A 19,589-nucleotide genomic window follows, 5' to 3' on the forward strand; every position below is an offset into this window, starting at 1 on the left:
ATCAGCCGCAGCGCCGGACGGCTAAGAGGGCGTAAGCGCGGGCAGCGTGGAGGACTTCGTCGAGCCGGACGTGCTCGTCGGTCGCGTGCGCGTAGCGGACATCGCCAGGGCCGTACTGCAGCGTGGGGATGCCTGCGGCGGCGTACTGGCGAAGGTCCGAGCCGTACGGCGCGCCTCTGACTTCGGGAGCAGGGTCACCGGCCGCTGCCAGCGTGTCGGCGAGGAGCGGGTCGTCGCCCGCGAGCAGACCGGAGGCGAAGGCGCCGCCGGGCCACGTGACCCTGATCGGGTGGTCGCGGAGCCAGTCGTCCTTGGCACACGCCTCGGCGACCGCGGACTCGAACGCATCGCGCGCTGCGGGAAGCGACTCACCGAGGCGTACGCCGTACCTGCCTTCAGCGATCAGTACGTCGGGGACCGTGCTGGCCCAGTCGCCGGACTGGATCGTCCCGACGGACAGCGGGTTCGCCAGTTCGAGGTGGGCGAGCAACGGGTGCGGATCGCGGTTGCGCTCGGCCTCCAGCGCCTGCAACGCGGCCTGGATCACGACGAACTTCTCGATCGCGCTGACCCCGCGGGTCCGGGTCGAGCCGTGCGTCGCCAGGCCGGGGATCTCCAGCCGGAAGGTGAGCGACCCGGCGTTGGCCGGGATCACGCAGCCCGCGGTCGGCTCCGCGATCAGGCACGCCTCGCCGGTGTGCCCGCGGCGCAGCGTCGCGAACGTCCCGAGCCCACCGTCCTCCTCGCCGATCACCGTGTGCACCGCCAGCGGCTTCCGCAGCTGAATGCCCGAGGCAACGATCGCCGCGACCGCCCCGAAGATCGCCGCGACCCCACCCTTCATGTCACAGGTCCCCCGGCCCCACATCACCCCGTCCGCCACCCGTGCCGAGAACGGATCGCCGTCGGGCCACAGACCCGGCGGCACCACATCGACATGGCCGTTGAGGATCAACCCCGGCGTCCCGTCCCCGCCGAGCGTCCCGACGCAACCCCACGCCTGGTCCCGCTCGACCTCCATCCCGGGAAACTCCGGATCCGCGACCACGGCCGGGAGATCGATCGGCCAGTGGTCCACCTCCAGCCCAAGCTCCCCCAACCGCCCCGCACACCACGTCTGTACGTCGGCCTCCGCCGCCGTCCCGTCAACACTTGGAATCCGCACCAGCTCGCGCAGATCGTCGACAATCCGAACGTCGTCAATCGCCGCCAGCACCCGCCCCGCCACCTCACTCACCATGCGCACATGATGCACGGGAGCTGCCTCCGCGGGGACTGACCGTCCCCGCGGAGGCAAACGCATCAAGGTGTGAGGCGGTGGAGGTCGCGGGGGAAGAGGGTGACCTCGCGGATGTTCTCCGCGCCGGTCAACCGCGCCACGAAGCGCTCCAGACCGATCGCGAAACCACCGTGCGGCGGCATCCCGTGCTTGAACGCCTGCAGGTACGAGCTGTACGCCGGGGCGTCCGGCGACTCGCCACGGGCCTGTAATGCCGCCGCGTAGTCGGAGTAGCGGTGGAGGCGTTGGCCGCCGGTCACCAGCTCCACGCCGCGGAAGAGCAGGTCGAAGGAGTTGGACCAGCGTGGGTCCGACGGCTGCGGGTGGGTGTAGAACGGCCGCTTCACCATCGGATACCCCTCGACGGCGACGAAGTCGCTGCCGTGCTCCCGCAGTGCCCACTCGCCGATCGCGCGCTCGTCGGCCGGTGCCAGGTCCGGCTCGTCCGGGTTCGCACCGGCGATCTTCAGCGCCTCGCTGAAGTGCACCACCGGCACGTCGACCGGGATCTCCGGCAGCGCCACCCCGAGCCGCTCCAGCGCAGCGCCGGCCCTCGAGCCCACCGCGGCCAGCATCCCAGCGATCGCCGACCGCAGCACGGCGAGTACGTCGCGATGGTCCGTGATGAACCCGAACTCCGCGTCCAGCGACACGTACTCGGCCAGGTGCCGAACCGTGTCGTGCGGCTCGGCCCGGAACACCGGGCCGACCTCGAAGACCCGCTCGAACACCCCGACCATCGTCTGCTTGTAGAACTGCGGCGACTGCGCCAGGTACGCCGGTCCGCCGAAGTAGTCCAGCGCGAACACGTTGGCTCCGGACTCGGTCGCCGTACCGACGATCTTCGGCGTCTGGATCTCGGTGAAGCCCTGACCGTCCAGCGCCGTACGGAAGCCGTGCAGCGCCGCCGCGGCGATCTCCCACCCGGCCCGTACGGCGGGGTGCCGCAGGGCGACCGGTGCGTTGTCCAGTACGACGGGCAGCCCGGCGCCGACCGCCGGACGCCACAGCTCGATCGGCGGCGTCTGCGCCGGCTCGGTCAGCGGCTCGATCACCGGGTCGATCAGCTCGGCGCCACCCGGCGCCTGTGGGTTGGCGGCGACCGTGCCGGTCACCTGGACCACAGTCTCCTCACCGAGCTCGTCCAGCTGAGCCTGTGTCTCCGGCGCCTTCACGACGATCTGGCAGAGGCCCGACCGGTCGCGCAAGATCAGGAAACTGACGGCAGCGAGCCGTCGTCTTCGGTGCACCCAGCCGGCCACCGTGACGGTCTGGCCCACTGCTGAGGGGATCTCATGGCTGAGAATGCGCATTGCTGTTTCACCTCCAGGTCTGTACTCGAACCCCGGAGGTGTGGGCGAAGGGGAACTCGCGGTGCCACCACACCTTCACCGGATCCGGCGGACCCGGCCTCTTGCCGTGCAGTCGCTCAGGAGTGTCTTCGCCACCGCTCCAGGTATCGCCTCACAGCAACCGGCGACTCTCTCGGACCTGGCGTACGGCGCTACTTGGTTCCGTCAGCGCGAACATCACCAGAATAGGGCAGGCGGCAACCGCATTTCACCGGCGCGTCGTGGACGGCGGGATCTGGACGGTGTCGGTGTCCTCGCGACCGCCGACCCGGGCGTGCACGGTGATCTGGTTGGCCGAGCCGGTGCCCGGCAGCCACGCGCTCCACTCGGAGTTGAACGGCTTGACGTAGTTCTCGGTCCAGCATGTGGCCCGCCGTACGTCGCTCGACCGCGAGCAGATCCAGCCCTTGTCGAGCGTGGACAGGAACGACAGGTTGCGGCCCCACGAGATGTCCAGGGTCACCCGGCGATTCGCGACCCCGTTCACCTTCAGGAACCGGTTGTAGACGAACGGGTTCGGGTCGGTCCCCGCCGTCGGCGTGAGGATCTGCAGCAGCGACTCGTCCGGCTGGATCCCGGGCAGCGTCTCGGAGTCGGTGTCGCTGACCAGCCCGGCTGTCGCGGCCACGGTGAACGTCCGCGCCGCGGCCGACCCGTCCTCCGGTACGTCGAAGTCAGCCGGCAGCGGAGCCGGTTTCGCCGGGTTGGCCGCCGTACACGTCTGGGTCTTCGGGGTGCACGTCCAGCCGGCCGGGTTCCTGGCAATCGGCCACTCGAGGGCGGCGCCGTAGGTGATCTTCAGCGTCACGCTCGGGCGGTCCGTGCCGGGGGCAACGGTCAGGACGCGGTGGTGGACATCCGGGTCGGCCGTGCCGTCGACGATCTCGAGCAGGTTCTCGTCGGTGCGCGGCGCCGCGGTCAGGGTCTCGGAGTCGTCGTCGTAGAACCGGCCGGTCTTGGCCGAGACGGTGAAGGTCCGGTCGACCTGCGATCCGCCGGTGGGGGCGTCGTAGGTGACTGGCAGCGGCTCGGGGGCTGCCGAATTGTTCGCCGTACACGTCCCGGTCGACGCGGTGCAGATCCAGCCGCGCGGGTTGCCGCTCAACGGCCAGTTCAGGGCCTTGCCGTACTTGATGCCGATGACAACGGGGTTCGTGTTCTGCGCCGGGGTCTTGATGGTGATCACGAACCGGACGCCCTCAGCCTGCTCTTCGTCAGCGCTGAGGGCAGGTCCCCGACCGCCGGGCGGCATGCTGATCGTCAGCAGGCCCTCGTCCAGGATCGGCGTCGTCGGCACCGGCGGCGTGGCCGACGGGGACGTGGTCGTCGGCGCGGGCGGCGTCGGAGTGGGCGTCGGCTCGGGCTCCGACGGCTCGGTGGTCGGCGCAGTCGTCGGTGCGGTCGTCGGAGCCGTGGTCGGCTGGGTCGCCGGCGGCTTCTTGGTCGGGGGCTTCACCGGCGGGACCGTCGGCTGCGTGCCCGGTGGCTGGGTCGGCTGCCGCGTCGGCGGGTTGCTGATCGCCGCTGGGGGAGTCTCGTTGCCGGTCAGCGCCATGGCAGCGAGTACGGCGGCCACCGCAACGACCACGACCGCTCCGGCGCCGACCGCCGTACGCGTGCTGTTCTCCGTGGCCTTCTTCCAGCCGGTGACGAAGAAGCCGACCAGACCGACCTTGGCACCGGACGCGGCGGCCAGGTAGCCGAGGCCTGCGGTGCCCAGCAGGGCCGGGGCGAGCAGCGCCGGCAGCGCGCTGTTGACCTCGACCAGCTCGAGGTAGACCGCGGTGCACTTCGCGCAGTCGTCCAGGTGCTCGCGGACGTTGCGGTTCTCCCGCTTGGTCAGGCCGCCGCGGACGTAGGCGCCGAGGCGCTCGGTGGTCCACCGGCAGCGGTCGCCGGCCACGTCGGCCAGGTGCTGTTGCAGGTACGCCTGCCGCAGGCCCTCGCGAGCGCGGTAGGCCAGCGCGGAGACGCCGTTCGCGGTCAGTCCGAGCAGAGGAGCGATGGCGGCGGGCTTCTCGCCCTCGACCTCGGTGTGCCAGAGGACGGCCTGCCACCGCTCGGGCAGGCTCGCGAACGCCTTGGCCGCCGCGCCGCTCTCGAACCCGGTCACGGTCGGGTCGTCGAAGGTCTCCGGCTCTCGCTCGTACGACGCGATGTCGTCGGTCGCCTGCACCTTCCGGCCGGACCGGATCCGGTCGACATGCACCCGCCGTACCGTCGTCAGCAGGTACGCGCGGAAGGAGATGTCCGGGCCGCCGCCGGCGCGCAGCGCGTCGAGCACCTTGGCGAACGCGTCACTGGCCAGGTCGTCGGCGTCGTTGGCCGGGACCAGCTGGCGGGCCATCCGCTCGGCCGCGAGGTGGTGCCGGCCGAACAGCTCGCCGTACGCCTCGAGATCGCCGTTGCGGACGCGCGCGATGAGTTCGGCGTCGCTCGGTCCTTCCGGCGTCTCCATCTGTCTCCCCGGGTGATCACGACTGTCCGTACGACGACGTCACCGTCCGTCACGTCGTTGCCAGGGACAAGGTTCCCACGTGGGACGGCTCCGCGCACCATTCCTGACGCGGAACCGTGCTCCTTTCCTGACGAGATCGGTAGTGCGGAAGTTACGCGGAAAAAAGTTCGGCGAATCCGCGTCATGAACCTCCACCCCGGCTGTCTCACCTCCGGAACGACGCTTCCGGCCGACCGGTCGGGAGACTGACGGGGCTGTTCGAGGAGGGCCATGTCGCTGTTCGCGGACATCCGCAGACGGTTCGACCTGCGTCCGGCCAAGTCCCTGAACCTGGCGGGGTCGCCCGCCCGGACCCGGCCGGAGGAGTCGTCTCCCGACGATCAACCGTGCGAGTGGAGGGACACGCACGGCACCGCCGGCACAGACGTGACGAGCTGTCCGGCAAGCTGCTCCGACTCCAGCGCCTATCTCGCGATCGCCGAGGCGCTGCGGGACGGAGCCGATGTCGTGCCTGCGAGCGACGAGGTCGGCCGGCAGTTGGCGGCCGACGGAGTCTCGTTGCTCGAGGCACTTGATGGGCTGAGTGCGCTGTACCGCTCGATCGCCGGGGGCGAGCCGGCTTTCGCCGCGGTACGCGCACTCAGTTCCAGCTGGGCCGAGGCCTCGCTGGTCTACCTCCACTCGCTGTCCTGCGAGGACCCGCTGACCGGGCTGTCCAGCCTGGCGCACCTGCGGTCCCGGCTCGGCGAGCTCTACCGAGAGGCCGAATTCCGTGGAACTTCCGTACCGCAGACCCACGCACTGGTGGTTGTCGAGCCGCTCAATCCCCCGGGGACGACGCCGTTCGATCGCGAGCTCCGGCGCGTCGACGTCGCGGAGTGCCTGCGGATCGTCTTCTGCGGCGGTGACGTACTGGGCCGCGTCGGCTCACGCCGTGCGGCGGCGCTCGTCGGCCGCGAGCCGAACCTGCCGGAGCAGGTCGAGACGGTACGAGCCCTGATCACCCAGTGGCGGCTGGACACCGACGTACCGCAGCTGGCCCGGATCTGGATCGAGGGCCTGCCCGGGACCGACGCGATGGCCGGGAGGGTGCTCGACGAGCTCGCCAGACCCTAGGACCTGCGTCCGGACGCCTACAGGGGGCGCCCGGACGCATCAGGCCGGCGGTGGATCGCCCGACACGGGGTGGGCGATCCGCCGCCGCTTGGCTGCTTGGACTGTCGGTGCGGCTGACTAGGCCCTGTCCGCCGACCCCGCGCCTACTGCGCGGCGCTCGGCACGGCACCTCGCCGCACTGGCCCGAAGGCCACGATGCTCCGCATCGAGACCTCCGCTCCAGCACGCCGATGCACCGCACCGAGCACCTGCTCGCTACGGCGCGGGATCAGCGGACAGGACCTAGGCTGTCGGTATGTGCGGAAGGTATGCGTCCAGCCGGGATCCGTCCGACCTCGTGGCCGAGTTCGAGATCGAGGCCGGGAACGTGCGCGAGTCCGTGCAGGAGGTGGGTGAGAACTTCAACGTCGCGCCGACCAACCAGGTGATCGCGGTGGTCGAGCGGAAGAACCGCGAGGCGCCGGAGGAGACGGTGCGCAAGCTCACCACGGTCAAGTGGGGGCTGGTGCCGTCCTGGGCCAAGGACACCTCGATCGGGAACCGGCTGATCAACGCCCGGATGGAGACGGTCGCGGAGAAGCCGGCGTTCAAGAAGGCGTTCGCGACCCGGCGCTGCATCCTGCCCGCCGACGGGTACTACGAGTGGTACAAGTCCGAGCAGAAGGTGAACGGCAAGCCGGTCAAGCAGCCGTACTTCATCCGCCCGGCCGACGGCGGCATCCTGGCGATGGCCGGGCTGTACGAGATCTGGCGGGACAAGACCGTCGAGGACCCGGACTCCGACGAGGCCTGGCTGTGGACCTGCACCGTCCTGACGACCTCGTCCACCGACGATCTCGGCCGCATCCACGACCGGATGCCGCTGCTCGTCGAGCGCGAGCGGTACGACGCGTGGCTCAACCCGCTGAACTCCGACAAGGACGACCTGCTGGACCTGCTGGTGCCGGCCGCACCCGGTCGCCTCGAGGCGTACGCCGTGTCCAAGGCGGTCAGCTCGGTGAAGAACAACGGACCGCATCTGGTCGACCCGCTTCCACCCGACGGCATCGACCCACTCGACAAGCCTGAGGAGCCCAAGGAACCCCCGCTCTTCTGACGCACCGCGCCAACACCCACGATCCTCGCGCGAGTGATGACAGGATGGGGCGGTGACCGACGAACGGATTGTGGGGACGCCGCACGGGGACGCCCGGATCGTGGCGCATCGGGCCCGGCGACCGGTGGCGACGCTGGCCCTCGGTCACGGCGCCGGGGGCGGCATCGAGTCCGGGGACCTGGCCGCGCTGGCGTCCCGGCTGCCGAAGCAGGACATCAACGTGTTCCTGATCGAGCAGCCCTGGCGGTACGCCGGGAAGAAGCTTGCCCCGGGCCCGAAGATCCTCGACGAGGCCTGGATCGCCATCGTTGGCAAGCTCCGGATCCGCACGCCGCTGGTGATCGGCGGCCGCAGCGCCGGCGCCCGGGTGGCCTGCCGGACCGCGAGCAGTCTGGGGGCGTCCGGCGTACTGGCGCTGGCGTTTCCGCTGCATGCGCCGGGGAAGCCGGAGAAGTCCCGGGTGGACGAGTTGCAGGGCGCCGGGTTGCCGACGCTGGTGGTGCAGGGGGAGCGGGACCCGTTCGGGACGCCCGAGGAGTTCCCGCCGCTCACCGAGATGGCCGTGGTCCCGGACGCCGACCACTCGTTCAAGGTGCCGAAACGCGCCGAGCTGACCCAGCAGGAGACCCACGACCTGCTGGTCGAGGCCGTGTTCGAGTGGGTCAGTCGCGAAGTGTCCGGATAGTGGTCACCGGTTGACCGGCCCCCGCCGCCCCGGGAATGCCCCCGCGGCCGGGCGTGTTGTGCCGGTCATGATGGCGACGAGAGAGGCTCCGGCGAGGACCGGCGGGAAGACCCCGGTATTCTCGATCCCGATGCCGACTCCCACCACGACCGAGACACCCGAGCAGCGGACCGCGCGCTTCGAGCGTGAGGCGCTGCCCTTCCTCGACCAGATGTACGCCGCGGCGATGCGGATGACCCGTAATCCGTCGGACGCCGAGGACCTGGTCCAGGACACCTTCGCGAAGGCGTACAGCTCGTTCCACCAGTTCACGCCCGGCACCAACCTGAAGGCGTGGCTGTACCGGATCCTGACCAACACCTTCATCAACGGATACCGCAAGCGCCAGCGCCAGCCGACGCAGTCGCCGACCGAGGAGATCGAGGACTGGCAGCTGACCGCCGCCGAGTCGCACACTCCCGGTGGCCTGAAGTCGGCCGAGGCGGTCGCGCTGGAGCATCTGCCCGACTCCGACGTCAAGGAAGCCCTGCAGGCGATCCCGGAGGACTTCCGGCTGGCCGTCTACCTGGCCGACGTCGAGGGCTTTGCGTACAAGGAGATCGCCGACATCATGGGTACGCCGGTCGGCACCGTGATGTCGCGGTTGCACCGTGGCCGGCGTCAGCTGCGTGACCTGCTGGGCGACTACGCGCGTGACCGGGGCCTGATCCCGTCCGACGAGACCGGAACCGAGGAGGAGTCGTGAGCTGCGGCGAGCACCACGACATCGACTGCAGCGAGATCCTGCAGCGTGCGTACCTTTTCATCGACAACGAGCTCCAGGACGCCAGCACCGACGAGATCCGGCAGCACCTGGAAGAGTGCGCGCCGTGCCTGGACGAGTACGACCTGGAACGCTGCGTCAAGAAACTGGTGCACCGCTCCTGCGGCTCCGACCACGCCCCCGACGCCCTCCGCCAGAAAATCCTCCTCCGCCTCACCCAAATCCAGGTGGAAACCACCATCACCACCACCGACTGAACGCTGGTCAGGAGAAATTCGGCTGGTAGGTGTAGGTTTCGCCCCGGTCCAGTACGGCCAGCAGGTCGAGCGCGTCGCGTTCGACCTTGTCGGCAGCAGCATGGAGTGACGGGATGGCTTCGGCGAGCAGTTGTCTGGCGCTCTCCGAATCTCCGGACGCGGCCCTGATCTTCGCCAGCTGCAGCAGCAATCGGCCCTCGCGTAATCGATTTCGGTAAGCCCTGGCCAATTGGATCCCGGAGCGCGCGTGTTCCTCGGCTACGGCGAATTCTCCTTTGCCGGCGAAGGCCACGGTGAGGACCTCTTTGCTCTCGGACTGGGCATTGCCGTCACCCAGCCGTCCGGACGCCTCGATGCTCGTCCGCAGTGATTCGATCGCGTTGTCGAATCGCTGGTTGGCGACGTGCGAGATGCCCGCGTTGAGGTAGCGCTTCGCCAGCGATCGTTGATCGCGGCTCTGCTCGGCAAGCCGGATGCTCTCCGCGAACGCCCGGTCGGCGTCGGCGAAGTCGCCCAGCCGGTTGTGCAGGCCGCCGAGAGCGAGATAGGTGACGCCCTCGACCGACCTGTCGTCGAGCCGGCGACTGAGCTCCAGCGCCTGCTGGATCATTGACAGCGCCTCTTCGGTCCGGCCGAGCCGCTCGAGCACATGGCTGAGTGAGGAGCAGCAGCGAGCCTGACCCGCGATGTCGGAGACGCCGCGGAACCTCTCCAGCGCCTTGACCAGATGCGCCCGGGCAGACTCGAAGTCACCGAGCTCGACCATGGGGATCGCGGTGTCGTGCTCGAGCCACGCCGCCATCAAGGGCAGGCCCAGTCGCTCGGCGAGTTCGACCATGCCCCGGCTGAACTCGCGCATCTCGACCCAGCGGGACCGGGGCTCGTGGTAACCGAACAGCGCAAGGGCGAGCTCGGGTAGCAGCGCCGACCTGGCCAGCGACGTCGCCGACGCCTGGCGGAACCGGTCGATCAGGTTGCGCTCCTCGTCGTCCAGCCACCGCAGCGCCGAAACCGTGTCCCTGAGCGCCGGGACGGGCGGAATCCGGATGGTGGCGAGCCCAGGCCGCTGGCTTGCCTCGTGCGTAAGACTCTGACAGGCCCACGCGAAGCCGACGTAGAAGCGCAGCACGCGGCCAAGGCCCGCGTCGAGCTCGGACTGGGTGAGGGACTGGTCGGCCAGCTCGCGAGCGTAGGCACGGATCAGGTCGTGGAAGCGGTAGCGCTCGGGTGCGACGGGATCGAGGAGGTTGAGGTCGACAAGGCGTTCGAGAACGAGGACTGCCTGCCGGATCGGCACGTCGAGCAGGTGCGCGGCCACGGAGCTGTGCAGGTCCGAGCCGTCGGGCACACTCAGGGTCGGCAACGCCAGGGCTGCCTCGCGATCGACCTCACGATCGCTGGACTCGAGGAACCGCACGGAACTGGCGATGCTCGCGCGGACGCCGGTGTCGTCGGAACCCAGGCTGTCCAGTCGCCGTCCTTCGTCTTCCAGGACGTCGACGAGGTGCCGGATCGGCCAGCCCGGCCGCGCGGCGAGCCGGGCGCCGATCAGCCGGACGGCGAGTGGCAGCCGCCCGGCGAAGCGAGTCAGGCTCTCGGCGGCGTCTGGTTCGGCCGCGACCCGGTCCGGGCCGGCGACTCCGGCCAGGAGGTCGACGGACTCTGTTTCGGACAACGCGTCAAGGCGGATCTGGCGGGCCCCGGGCAGCGCTGCGAGCGAGGCCCTGCTGGTGATGATCGCCGCCGATCCGGGGCTGCCGGGCAACAGCGGCGTGACCTGGTGAACGTCGGTCGCATTGTCGAGCAGCATCAGCATCCGCCGGCCGGCCAGCTGGGATCGAAGCAGCGCGGCCGCCTCCTCCACGCCCTCGGGGATCAGCTGAACATCCAGGCCCAGCGAGCGGAGCAGCTGTCCCAGAGCGTCCGCGGTCGCGATCGGCTTGCCCGGGCCGTACCCGCGGAGGTTCAGATAGAGCTGGCCGTCGGGGTAGCTCTCGACCAGCTTGTGCGCTGCCCGGACTGCCAGCGCGGTCTTGCCGATCCCGCCCATCCCGGTCACGGCGACCAGGCCGACGGCGCCGCCACCCGATCCGTCCGGGTCCCGGAGTGCCGACAGGACGGCATCGAGCTGTGCGCTCCGGCCGGTGAAGTCGGGGATTGCCGGCGGCAGCTGCCAGGGCACAGGCAATGAGTCGATCGAGGCAGCCGGTCCGGAAGGCGCAGTAGTTGCCGGCGCCGGTCGCCTGGTGCCCCGGGCAACAGCCATGAAGCTGGCGGCGTCCGCGGCGTCCAGGCCGAGTGCTGTGATCAGTGCCCGAACGGTGTCGACGCGGGGGCGGCGACGGGTTCCGCGTTCGAGCACGCTGATCGCCTGCTCGCTCAGGCCGGCCTTTTCAGCCAGGGCGGCCTGAGTCAAGCCGAGCCTAGTTCGATGTCGCCGCAGCAGCTCACTCAGGCTCTCGACGCTCAGCCGAACCACCTCTCTCGCTCGCCGAACCGATCTGGTCACAGTCGGTTCCGGATGCCCGAGCCAACTCTAGGAGGTACGGCGACTGGATGGACGGCTTATCCACAACCTGATGGAACCGCTCCGCGCACTGTCAGGACGCCTGAGACCCCCACACAAACGACTGTTTGAACATGACAAAGGGTATTCGGCCCGGGACGCTCCGAATACGGGGCCCGTGTGAATGGCGATCTGACCGACCTGTGACCAAATTGCAAAGACCCCGGTTTTGGCCGGGGTCCTCGCTTTCTGTAGCCGCCTGAGTCAGGCGTTGGGGCGCTTACCGTGGTTTGCGCCCTTCTTCTTGCGTGCGCGGCGCTTGCGGCCGGTCTTGCCCATTCCTAAGCCTCCTTGTTACAACTGCAAAGAGTCACAGTCTCTCATATCGCGGGAGACTCTTCAGTTCGTGCGGCGGGTCACGGTCTGGCTTACAGTGTTTCGGCGCAGTCCTGATGAGCAAAATTCAAGTCGAGTCAGCGATGTGCTGTCTGCCCCCCTGCGCCCGCTGACTGGGCGCAAGACCAGCGACCCGCTGATCGGAGGTGACGTACTATGGTCGGCGACGTCTGGGACTGGTGATCCTTCTGTCATGGAGGGCATGAGATGACGTGGCGCCCCCGTGTCAGAATGCTGCGTTGTGCTGTCGCGGGAACCGCCGTCATCGCCCTGGTCGCGCTGGGGCTCGCGATCTCCGAGACACAAAATCCACTGGTGGTGGCCGGGCTGTGCCTGGTCGCGCTCGTCGCCAGTTCGCTGCGATCGGTGCACACTCAGCGCCAGATCGAACTGGTGTCCGTCGTTCTGGTTGCCGTCTACGTGATCGCAGGGCCCGCGGCGGCCGTCATCGTCGCTGCCGCCGGATCTCTCGTCCAGGCGCCGGCTCCGGCGATCAAGCGGATCTTCAACAGCGCGCAGCGGGTCGTGTCCGCCGCCGGTGCGGCGGTCGCCTATGCGGCCTTGGACGGACCGGTCGGCGACGAGGTCTTCGCCCGGGTCCCGGACGCCCTGATCGCGACGACAGCCGCCAGTGTCGCGCTCCAGCTCGTGAACGCCGTGCTCGTCTCGATGGTGCTCAGTCTCGAGCGCGGACCGAATGCCGTGAAGGAGTTTCTCCGGCACGTGGTCCGGACGACCGCACTCCCGGTGCTCGGCTACGGACTGCTCGGTCTGTCGATGGCCGTGGTCTGGCTCGGCGGTCTGAGCATCTTCGCCGGCGTGCTCATCCTCGGTCCGCTGGTCGTCGCCCGCTGGGCCCTGTCGCAGTACGAGGCCGAGCGGCTGGCCCAGGCGGCGACCATGCGAGCGTTCATCCAGGTCATCGAGGCCAAGGATCTGTACACGCGCGGGCACTCGGAGCGGGTCAGTGAAGGGGTCGGGATGCTCGGCAGGCAGCTTGGGCTGAACCAGGATCGCCAAAGCGCCCTCGAGCACGCTGGACTGCTGCACGATGTCGGGAAGGTCGGCGTGCCGACCAGCATCATCCGCAAGCCCGGCCGGCTGGACGACGCGGAGATGGACGCCATCCGCCTGCATCCGGCGCGGGGAGTCGAGCTGATCGGCAACATCCCGTTCCTGGAAGAGGTGAAGTCGGCGGTCCTGCATCACCACGAGAAGTACGACGGCAGTGGCTACCCAGCAGGGTTGGCCGGTGAGAAAATCCCGTATTTCGCTCGCATCATCGGCATCGTGGACGCTTTCGACTGCCTCACCTCCACGCGCTCGTACCGCCCGGCCCGGGGCGTCGAGGAGACGCTGGAGATCCTGCTGCAGGACCGCTACACGCACTTCGATCCGCTCTTGGTCGACGCGTTCGTCCAAGTGATCCGGCAGCAAGGCTGGAACGCGGCCGCGGACCAGCCGGCCCCGGATGCCAACGTGGAGGTCAGCATCGACCACGACGACCTCAGCCTCGGCAGCGGTGGTGGCGCGTCGGGGTCGGCGGCCGGACCGGCCGACGGATGAGCACCGTGCAGGGCAACTATCAGGTCCGGATCTCCGGCAGCGGGGTCGCCATCTTGCTGGTCGGGGCCATCCTCGGGGTGACGGCCACGGTGCTGACCATCGAGCGAGGAGTCACCGGCTGGTCGTTCGCGATCACTTTCGGGCTGCTGATCGCCGTGGGGGAGATGGTGCAGTTCCGGGTGGACCGAAGCCGCAACCGGGCGCCGATCGCGACAAGCGCCGCCTTGGCCTACGCGCTCCTGCGCGGGCCGGAGGTGCCGGTCGTGCCGGATGTCGCCCAGATCGTCACCGTTGTGGCGGTGGCCACCATTGCCGGCGTCATTCCGCGTACGGTGGCCGGCCTTCGGTGGGATCTGGTGATCTCCACTCGGCGGGTGATCTCGGTGGCCGCCGCCGCGACCGTGTTCGCGGTCGTCCTTCCGGACCATCTGCAGTGGGACGGGACCTGGTCGCACGCGCTGCCGATCACCGCGGCGATGTTCCTCGCCGTGCTGACCGCTGCCCTGAGCGACGGCCTGGTCGGCGCGGGGCAGATGACCGAGGCGTCGAACCGGCCGTTCCCGGCCGCCCTGCGCGACGAGCTGGTGGTGCTGGCGAGGATCGGGCTCGCGATGGGTATCAGCGGTGTCCTCCTGGCCGCGAGCACGTCGTTGCTCGGGTTGTGGGCCGTGCCGCTGGTGGTGGTGCCGTTGTTGTTGACTCAGTTCGCGTTCCGGCGGTTCGCGTCGGCGCAGCGGACCTATCGAACGACGGTTCGGTCGATGGCGCGGAGCACGGAGATCGCCGGCTTCAGCAGTCCGGGGCAGAACGCGCGAACGGCGCAATTGGCCGTTGCGCTGGGCCACGATCTGGGGCTGACTCCGCCGCGGATGGAGGCGCTGGAGTACGCCGCATTGCTGTCCGGGGTGGGGCAGTTGGCGTTGTCGGATCCCAGTCCCGGTGGAGCTTCGTTGCTGCGGACACGGGAGGAGCGGCAGCGGGCGGCCGAGATCGGCGCGTCGGTCATCGAACGGTCCGGTGTGCTGGATCGGGTGGCCGAGATCGTGCGGCACTCGAATGATCCGTATCGGCGGGGGCGGGCGAGGAACGCTGACATTCCGTTGGAGAGTGGGATTGTGAATGTGGCGTTGGCTTATGAGCAGTTGGTGGGGGAGGGGACCGGGCAGACGCCGGGGAAGGCGATGGAGTCGATCGGGTTGGGGATCGGGGCGGAGTACGACCCGGTGGTGGTCGAGTCACTCAGGAGGGTGATCGGCCGGGGCTTCCGCTTTTAGGCGGAGCAGGGCGGGGGTTCCGTCGCAGGGGTGCAGGTGATGCCACTGCGGTGCTTCGGTGGCTGGGATTCGGTGCGATCCGCCCATTCCGGCGTACAGGAGGAGGCCTGCGCCGGCGGCGATCAGGACGTCGCCGGGGCTGACCGCCTGACCGAGTCCAGGAAGGGCCACAGGTACGACGTCGCCGAGCCAAGGCAGCCTGGTCGCAGCGTCGACCAGCTCGTGACGCGGTGAGCTGACGAAGGGACCGACGCCGGCGCGGGTCAGCGCGTCGGCGTCGACCGGCATCGCGCCGTTCAGGGCGACCACCACGGCGTTGGAGAAGAAGCCCAGGGCAAGTAGTCCGACGCCGGGGTGCCGCAGGTTCTGGCGCAGGAAGACCGCGATGCAGACCGCGGACCCGATCAGCCCGACCGGGTACGCCGTACTGCCGATGATCGAACCGAGGAACTGGCCGATCGCGGCCGCGCCCAGCCAGTGCACGCCGGTCAGCGAGTTGGCGGCCAGGTTGGTGATCCGTCCACCGGTCGCCCAGGCCGCAGCCGCGGCGAGCACCATGACGAGGAGGACCAGCAACACCCTCGCGATTCTGCCGCGCCGGACCCGGAAACCCGGGCAAGCTGAGCCCGCAGCGTGTCGACATAACAGCAAAGAGTGATGGCGGCCCCTTCCGCAGCAGGGACCGCCATCGTGAAGGTCAGGACTTGGCCGAGGCCGCGCCGCCCTCGTCGAGCAACTCCGGCAGGTCTTTCACGCCCGGATCACCCGCGTCGGCGCGGTAGTCCGACGTGTGCGTGCTGTCCACACCGTCCGGCACCTTCACGGCCCGGAAGATCAGCGTCAGCACGACGACCACGATCAGGTTGAGGCCGAAGGCCGTCAACGCGATGTAGGCCTGGGTGTCGGTGAACGGGATGTTCGTCACCGAGCCGCCGAAGTGCTTGCCGGTCGCCGGGTTGACCACGTTGTAGGCCTCGAGGGTGCCGTACACCATCGCCACCGCCCAGCCGGCCAGCAGCGCCCAGCGATGGAACCATCTGGTGTACAGGCCGACCACGATCGCCGGGAACGTCTGCAGGATCCAGATGCCGCCCAGGAGCTGGAAGTTCAGCGCGAGGGTCTTGTCCAGCGTGAGCACGAACGCCAGCGCGCCCAGTTTCACGACCAGCGACGCCAGCTTGGAGACCTTCGCCTCCTGCGCCGGTGACGCGTTCGGTTTGAGGAAGTCGCGATAGATGTTGCGGGTGAACAGGTTCGCGGCCGCGATCGACATGATCGCCGCCGGCACCAGCGCGCCGACCGCGATCGCCGCGAACGCGATCCCGGCGAACCAGGACGGGAACTCCTGGTCGAACAGCCGCGGGATGGCCAGCTGCGGGTTCGCGATCCCGTCCAGGCCCTTCACGTCCACGTTCGCCTTGATCGCCATGAACCCGAGCAGCGCGAGCAGGCCGAGCAGCAGCGAGTACGCCGGCAGGATCGCGGCGTTCCGCCGGACGATGTTGCGGTTCTTCGTCGACAGCACCGCGGTCACCGAGTGCGGATACATGAACAGCGCCATCGCCGACCCCAGGGCCAGCGTCCAGTACGCCGAGTAGCCCGTCTCACCCGGGATGAACGCGCCGACCGGCTTGCCGGTGTTCGGGTTCGTCGCCGAGAGCTTGGCCTCCGCGGCGTCGAAGATCGAGCCCCAGCCGCCGAGCACGTGCGGCAGGTAGAAGATCGCGACGGCGATCACCAGGTAGATCAGGCCGTCCTTGACGAACGCGATCATCGCCGGCGCCCGCAGGCCCGACGAGTAGGTGTACGCCGCCAGCACCGCGAACGCGATCAGCAGCGGCAGGTCCTTGGCGAGCAGGTTGTCGCCGCCCAGGCCCATGGTCTCGAACACCGCCTGCATACCCACCAGCTGCAAGGCGATGTACGGCATCGTGGCCAGGATGCCGGTCACCGCGACCGCCAGCGACAGCGACTTGCTGCCGTAGCGGCCATGGACGAAGTCGGCCGGGGTCACGTAGCCGTTGCGGTGCGAGACCGACCACAGCCGGGACATGAAGATGAAGATGATCGGGTAGACCACGATTGTGTACGGCACCGCGAAGAAGCCGCTGATCGCACCGGTGGCGTACATCGCGGCCGGTACGGCGATGAACGTGTACGCGGTGTAGAGGTCGCCGCCGAGCAGGAACCAGGTGATGAAGGTACCGAACCCGCGGCCGCCCAGACCCCACTCGTCGAGGTTGTCCAGGTTGCCGGTGCTGCGCCAGCGCGCGGCCATGAAGCCCATCGCGGTGACGGCACCGAAGATGAGCACGACGATGATGAGCTGCACCCAGTCGACTGTGTGGTTCACTGGTCGCCCTCCTTCGCCGCAACCGGCTTGTCAGGGTCACCAAGGCCCTGCGCCGCCCGGCGCTTGCGCTCCTCGGTGACCACCAGCTTGTAGCAGATGCTGACCAGGGCGGCCGAGAGGAAGACCCACAGGAACTGGTACCAGTAGAAGAACGGGAAACCCCACAAGCGGGGCTCGTCCTTGGCGTACGTCGACACCAGGAGCGGCACTACGACTGCGATCGCCAGCAGGACGCCGGAGATCCAGTACGCGGGTTTGACCGCGGACAATCGGGACACTGCAAACCTCCTCGGGACACAGGCGCAACGGAGCACGCTACCGTTCGACAGGACACGGGACCAGAGCTTCCAGGGTGGTTCATGGATAACGAACGAGCATGGTTGGTACGGCGGGTCGTGCTGTCCGTTCTCTTTCTGCTGATCGTTGCCACCCCGCTGTATCCGGAGGTGTACGGCCTAGACGAGGTCACCCCTTTCGCGCAACTTGTGGCGTTTCGCCCGCAGGGACTGGCCGTTCTGCTCCTGCTCGGCCTGCTGATGCTGGTACGGCGGGGATGGCGTATCGCCGCCGTACTCGTGCTGGGCCTGGCGCTGACCGGGGCCGTGCTGACGGCTCCGCGGCAGTTCTCCGACGCGAACCCGCCCCCGGAGGGAGCCCGGGTGCTGACGATCATGGTCGCCAACGTGCTCGGCGGCGGCGCCGACGCGGGTGCGGTGGCCAAGGTGATCCAGGACCGCCGGCCCGACCTGGTTTCGTTGCCTGAGGCACAGGTCGACGTCCGCGAGGAGATCCGCGCACACCTGCAAGGCCTGACGTACAACGGTTACACGCTGCAGCCGAGCAAGGCGGTCGAGAGCGCGACGAGCGTTCTGGTGTCGTCGTCACTGGGTCCGGTGCGCTTCCAGGCCGACCAGCAAGCCACGACCTTCGGCCACATCATCGTGACCGGCGGGAACCTCGGCGCGGTGCGGCTGATCGCGTACCACGGCTTCCCGCCGTTGCCGTCCGAAGTGCCCACATGGAAAGAGGATCTCGACGTACTCCGGCACTGGTGCGCGCAGAATCCGCCGACGATCGTGGCCGGCGACTTCAACGCCACCACGGATCACGCGGACTTCCGGCAGGCGCTCGGATCGAACTGCCGCAGCGTCGCGTCGCTGACGGGCGCCGGGCTCGTCGGCACCTGGCCGTCGGACCGGCCGGCGCTGACCCGGACGCAGATCGATCACGTGCTGATCACCCGGCAACTCGAGCCGGGGCGCTTCACGACGTACCAGATCGAGGGCAGCGACCACCGGGCCGTCGTCGCGACTGTGTTCTATACGAGCCCCACCCCACCGCCCCGGTCTGGCGCCGTACCTAAGACTGAGTAGAGGCCGGGCGGTAGATGTAGGGCTGCGACGCCTGCACAGCTTCGGTCAGCATCAGCAGCATGTCGGCGCGGGCCTCGATCGGGCGACCGAACAGCTCGTCGTCACCCGGGATCGGGAAGCCCTTGACCCCGATCGCCAACTGGCTCAGCAGGACGTGCAGCACCCCGCGGGCGTTGAAGACCGAGGGAGTCGGCCACTCCGGCAACGTCTCGTGCATCAACGGCTGCTGCGCCGCGGTCGCCGCCACCGGCTTCAGCCAGCGCTCCAGCTCGTCGCTGGTCAGCATGTTGCGGTGCAGGATCGTCATCACCGCGTGCGCGACCCGGTCGTGCTCCTCGTGCACCCAGCGGTACTGCGTGTCCTTCACGATCCGGTCGGCCAGTACGTCGAGCAGCGCACGAAGCACCCCGGTGTCGCAGTGCCGCGACCGGGCCAGCGCGCCGATCGCGTCCGCGCCATGGGCAACGGCATGCGCCCAGCCGCAGTCCGGCACGTAGCCGCGCAGGTCGCGCTCGCGCAGCAGCCAGGTGGCCAGCCGGTCGCCCCAGCGCATCACCACCTCGTCGTGCACCAGGAACTCGGCGTTGTCGCGGTGGATCACCTCCGCCAGCGTCAGCGCGGTGAAGGAGCGGCGGAAGACGGTGTCCGTGCCGTCCTCGCCCAGCCCGTACGCGAGGCCGGCGCACAGGCCGTCACCGAAGCCCGGCAGCAGGTCGTCGTACACCCCGCGCTCCAGCCAGGTGGCCAGCGTCGGGTACGCGAGCGCGTCGCGGACCTGCGGGTTGGTGCTGGCGAGGCCGCGGACGAGCTCCTCGGTGAGGTCGGTCAGACCACGGTCGCGCGGTACCGCGTAGTCCGCGGCCATCACGTCCTGCCAGTACGTCGACTCCACCAAGCCATCCTTTCATCCGTGCCGAGGGCCCGCCTGCCGGTCCCCTGCGTGCTGCGCGGCACCCGGCGGCGCACCTCGCCGCACCGGTGCAAAGGTGACGATGCTCCGCATCGACCCCTTCGCCCCGGCACGCCGAGCTACACCACCGGGCACCTGCTCGCGACTGCAGGGGACCGGCAGGCGCGCCCTGATCAATCAACACCTATCTACACCCATCTGTCGA

The 19,589-nt window shown here is 69.0% G+C and carries 17 protein-coding genes; 8 read left to right on the forward strand and 9 right to left on the reverse strand.

Annotation, left to right across the window (positions count from 1 at the left end):
- Window position 1: 1 nt before the first annotated feature.
- From ACIBL3_RS20665 to ACIBL3_RS20675, 3 genes are all read right to left on the reverse strand, one after another.
- On the reverse strand, window positions 2-1,240 hold the full coding sequence (locus ACIBL3_RS20665; RefSeq protein ID WP_396355048.1) for an ArgE/DapE family deacylase: 1,239 nt from the start codon (window positions 1,238-1,240) through the stop codon (window positions 2-4).
- A 62-nt stretch (window positions 1,241-1,302) separates the two neighbouring features.
- A complete protein-coding gene (gene aspS, locus ACIBL3_RS20670; protein ID WP_396355050.1) occupies window positions 1,303-2,592 on the reverse strand; it encodes an aspartate--tRNA(Asn) ligase in 1,290 nt (429 codons plus the stop codon).
- Window positions 2,593-2,839: 247 nt separating this feature from the next.
- The gene (locus tag ACIBL3_RS20675; RefSeq protein ID WP_396355051.1) at window positions 2,840-5,089 is read right to left on the reverse strand and encodes a sigma-70 family RNA polymerase sigma factor; all 2,250 of its coding nucleotides are present in this window, start codon (window positions 5,087-5,089) and stop codon (window positions 2,840-2,842) included.
- A gap of 270 nt (window positions 5,090-5,359) precedes the next feature.
- On the opposite strand from ACIBL3_RS20675, the gene ACIBL3_RS20680 reads away from it, so the two are divergent.
- The 5 genes from ACIBL3_RS20680 (at window position 5,360) to rsrA (ending at window position 9,006) form a co-directional block, all read left to right on the forward strand.
- Window positions 5,360-6,205 carry a hypothetical protein gene (locus ACIBL3_RS20680; protein WP_396355053.1) on the forward strand — a complete coding sequence of 282 codons (846 nt, stop codon included), beginning with the start codon at window positions 5,360-5,362 and terminating at the stop codon, window positions 6,203-6,205.
- A gap of 295 nt (window positions 6,206-6,500) precedes the next feature.
- On the forward strand, window positions 6,501-7,301 hold the full coding sequence (locus tag ACIBL3_RS20685; RefSeq protein ID WP_396355055.1) for an SOS response-associated peptidase: 801 nt from the start codon (window positions 6,501-6,503) through the stop codon (window positions 7,299-7,301).
- Between the two features lie 52 nt (window positions 7,302-7,353).
- A complete protein-coding gene (locus ACIBL3_RS20690) occupies window positions 7,354-7,986 on the forward strand; it encodes an alpha/beta family hydrolase (protein WP_396355056.1) in 633 nt (210 codons plus the stop codon).
- Between the two features lie 130 nt (window positions 7,987-8,116).
- Window positions 8,117-8,731, forward strand: a complete 615-nt coding sequence (locus ACIBL3_RS20695; RefSeq protein WP_132207908.1) for a sigma-70 family RNA polymerase sigma factor — start codon at window positions 8,117-8,119, stop codon at window positions 8,729-8,731.
- On the forward strand, window positions 8,728-9,006 hold the full coding sequence (rsrA, locus tag ACIBL3_RS20700; RefSeq protein ID WP_396355058.1) for a mycothiol system anti-sigma-R factor: 279 nt from the start codon (window positions 8,728-8,730) through the stop codon (window positions 9,004-9,006). Before ACIBL3_RS20695 ends, rsrA begins: the two co-directional genes overlap by 4 nt.
- A 7-nt stretch (window positions 9,007-9,013) precedes the next feature.
- On the opposite strand, the gene ACIBL3_RS20705 is transcribed toward rsrA, so the two are convergent.
- Together ACIBL3_RS20705 and ACIBL3_RS20710 are read right to left on the reverse strand one after the other, a co-directional pair.
- Window positions 9,014-11,515, reverse strand: coding sequence for an ATP-binding protein (locus tag ACIBL3_RS20705; RefSeq protein WP_396355059.1), 2,502 nt, complete (start codon window positions 11,513-11,515; stop codon window positions 9,014-9,016).
- Between the two features lie 261 nt (window positions 11,516-11,776).
- The gene (locus ACIBL3_RS20710) at window positions 11,777-11,851 is read right to left on the reverse strand and encodes a 50S ribosomal protein bL37 (protein ID WP_369759046.1); all 75 of its coding nucleotides are present in this window, start codon (window positions 11,849-11,851) and stop codon (window positions 11,777-11,779) included.
- A gap of 288 nt (window positions 11,852-12,139) precedes the next feature.
- On the opposite strand from ACIBL3_RS20710, the gene ACIBL3_RS20715 reads away from it, so the two are divergent.
- Both ACIBL3_RS20715 and ACIBL3_RS20720 read left to right on the forward strand, forming a co-directional pair.
- Window positions 12,140-13,474, forward strand: a complete 1,335-nt coding sequence (locus ACIBL3_RS20715) for an HD-GYP domain-containing protein (protein WP_396355060.1) — start codon at window positions 12,140-12,142, stop codon at window positions 13,472-13,474.
- Entirely contained in the window at window positions 13,471-14,748 is a 1,278-nt protein-coding gene (locus ACIBL3_RS20720) for an HD-GYP domain-containing protein (RefSeq protein ID WP_396355062.1), read from the forward strand. The genes ACIBL3_RS20715 and ACIBL3_RS20720 overlap by 4 nt, the downstream gene beginning before the upstream one ends.
- On the opposite strand, the gene ACIBL3_RS20725 is transcribed toward ACIBL3_RS20720, so the two are convergent.
- The 3 genes from ACIBL3_RS20725 to ACIBL3_RS20735 all read right to left on the reverse strand — a co-directional run bounded on the left by ACIBL3_RS20725 (window position 14,710) and on the right by ACIBL3_RS20735 (window position 17,379).
- On the reverse strand, window positions 14,710-15,327 hold the full coding sequence (locus ACIBL3_RS20725; RefSeq protein ID WP_396355064.1) for a DUF5317 domain-containing protein: 618 nt from the start codon (window positions 15,325-15,327) through the stop codon (window positions 14,710-14,712). The genes ACIBL3_RS20720 and ACIBL3_RS20725 overlap by 39 nt on opposite strands.
- Before the next feature lie 118 nt (window positions 15,328-15,445).
- A complete protein-coding gene (gene mctP, locus ACIBL3_RS20730; RefSeq protein ID WP_396355065.1) occupies window positions 15,446-17,101 on the reverse strand; it encodes a monocarboxylate uptake permease MctP in 1,656 nt (551 codons plus the stop codon).
- On the reverse strand, window positions 17,098-17,379 hold the full coding sequence (locus ACIBL3_RS20735) for a DUF3311 domain-containing protein (protein WP_396355066.1): 282 nt from the start codon (window positions 17,377-17,379) through the stop codon (window positions 17,098-17,100). The genes mctP and ACIBL3_RS20735 overlap by 4 nt, the downstream gene beginning before the upstream one ends.
- 81 nt (window positions 17,380-17,460) lie before the next feature.
- On the opposite strand from ACIBL3_RS20735, the gene ACIBL3_RS20740 reads away from it, so the two are divergent.
- The gene (locus ACIBL3_RS20740; protein WP_396355067.1) at window positions 17,461-18,474 is read left to right on the forward strand and encodes an endonuclease/exonuclease/phosphatase family protein; all 1,014 of its coding nucleotides are present in this window, start codon (window positions 17,461-17,463) and stop codon (window positions 18,472-18,474) included.
- Here ACIBL3_RS20740 and ACIBL3_RS20745 read toward each other — a convergent pair.
- Window positions 18,461-19,366, reverse strand: a complete 906-nt coding sequence (locus ACIBL3_RS20745) for a DUF2785 domain-containing protein (protein WP_396355069.1) — start codon at window positions 19,364-19,366, stop codon at window positions 18,461-18,463. The genes ACIBL3_RS20740 and ACIBL3_RS20745 overlap by 14 nt on opposite strands.
- Window positions 19,367-19,589: the final 223 nt, after the last annotated feature.

The organism is Kribbella sp. NPDC050124 (assembly GCF_044460355.1).
In the GTDB taxonomy this organism is placed as follows: Bacteria; Actinomycetota; Actinomycetes; order Propionibacteriales; family Kribbellaceae; genus Kribbella.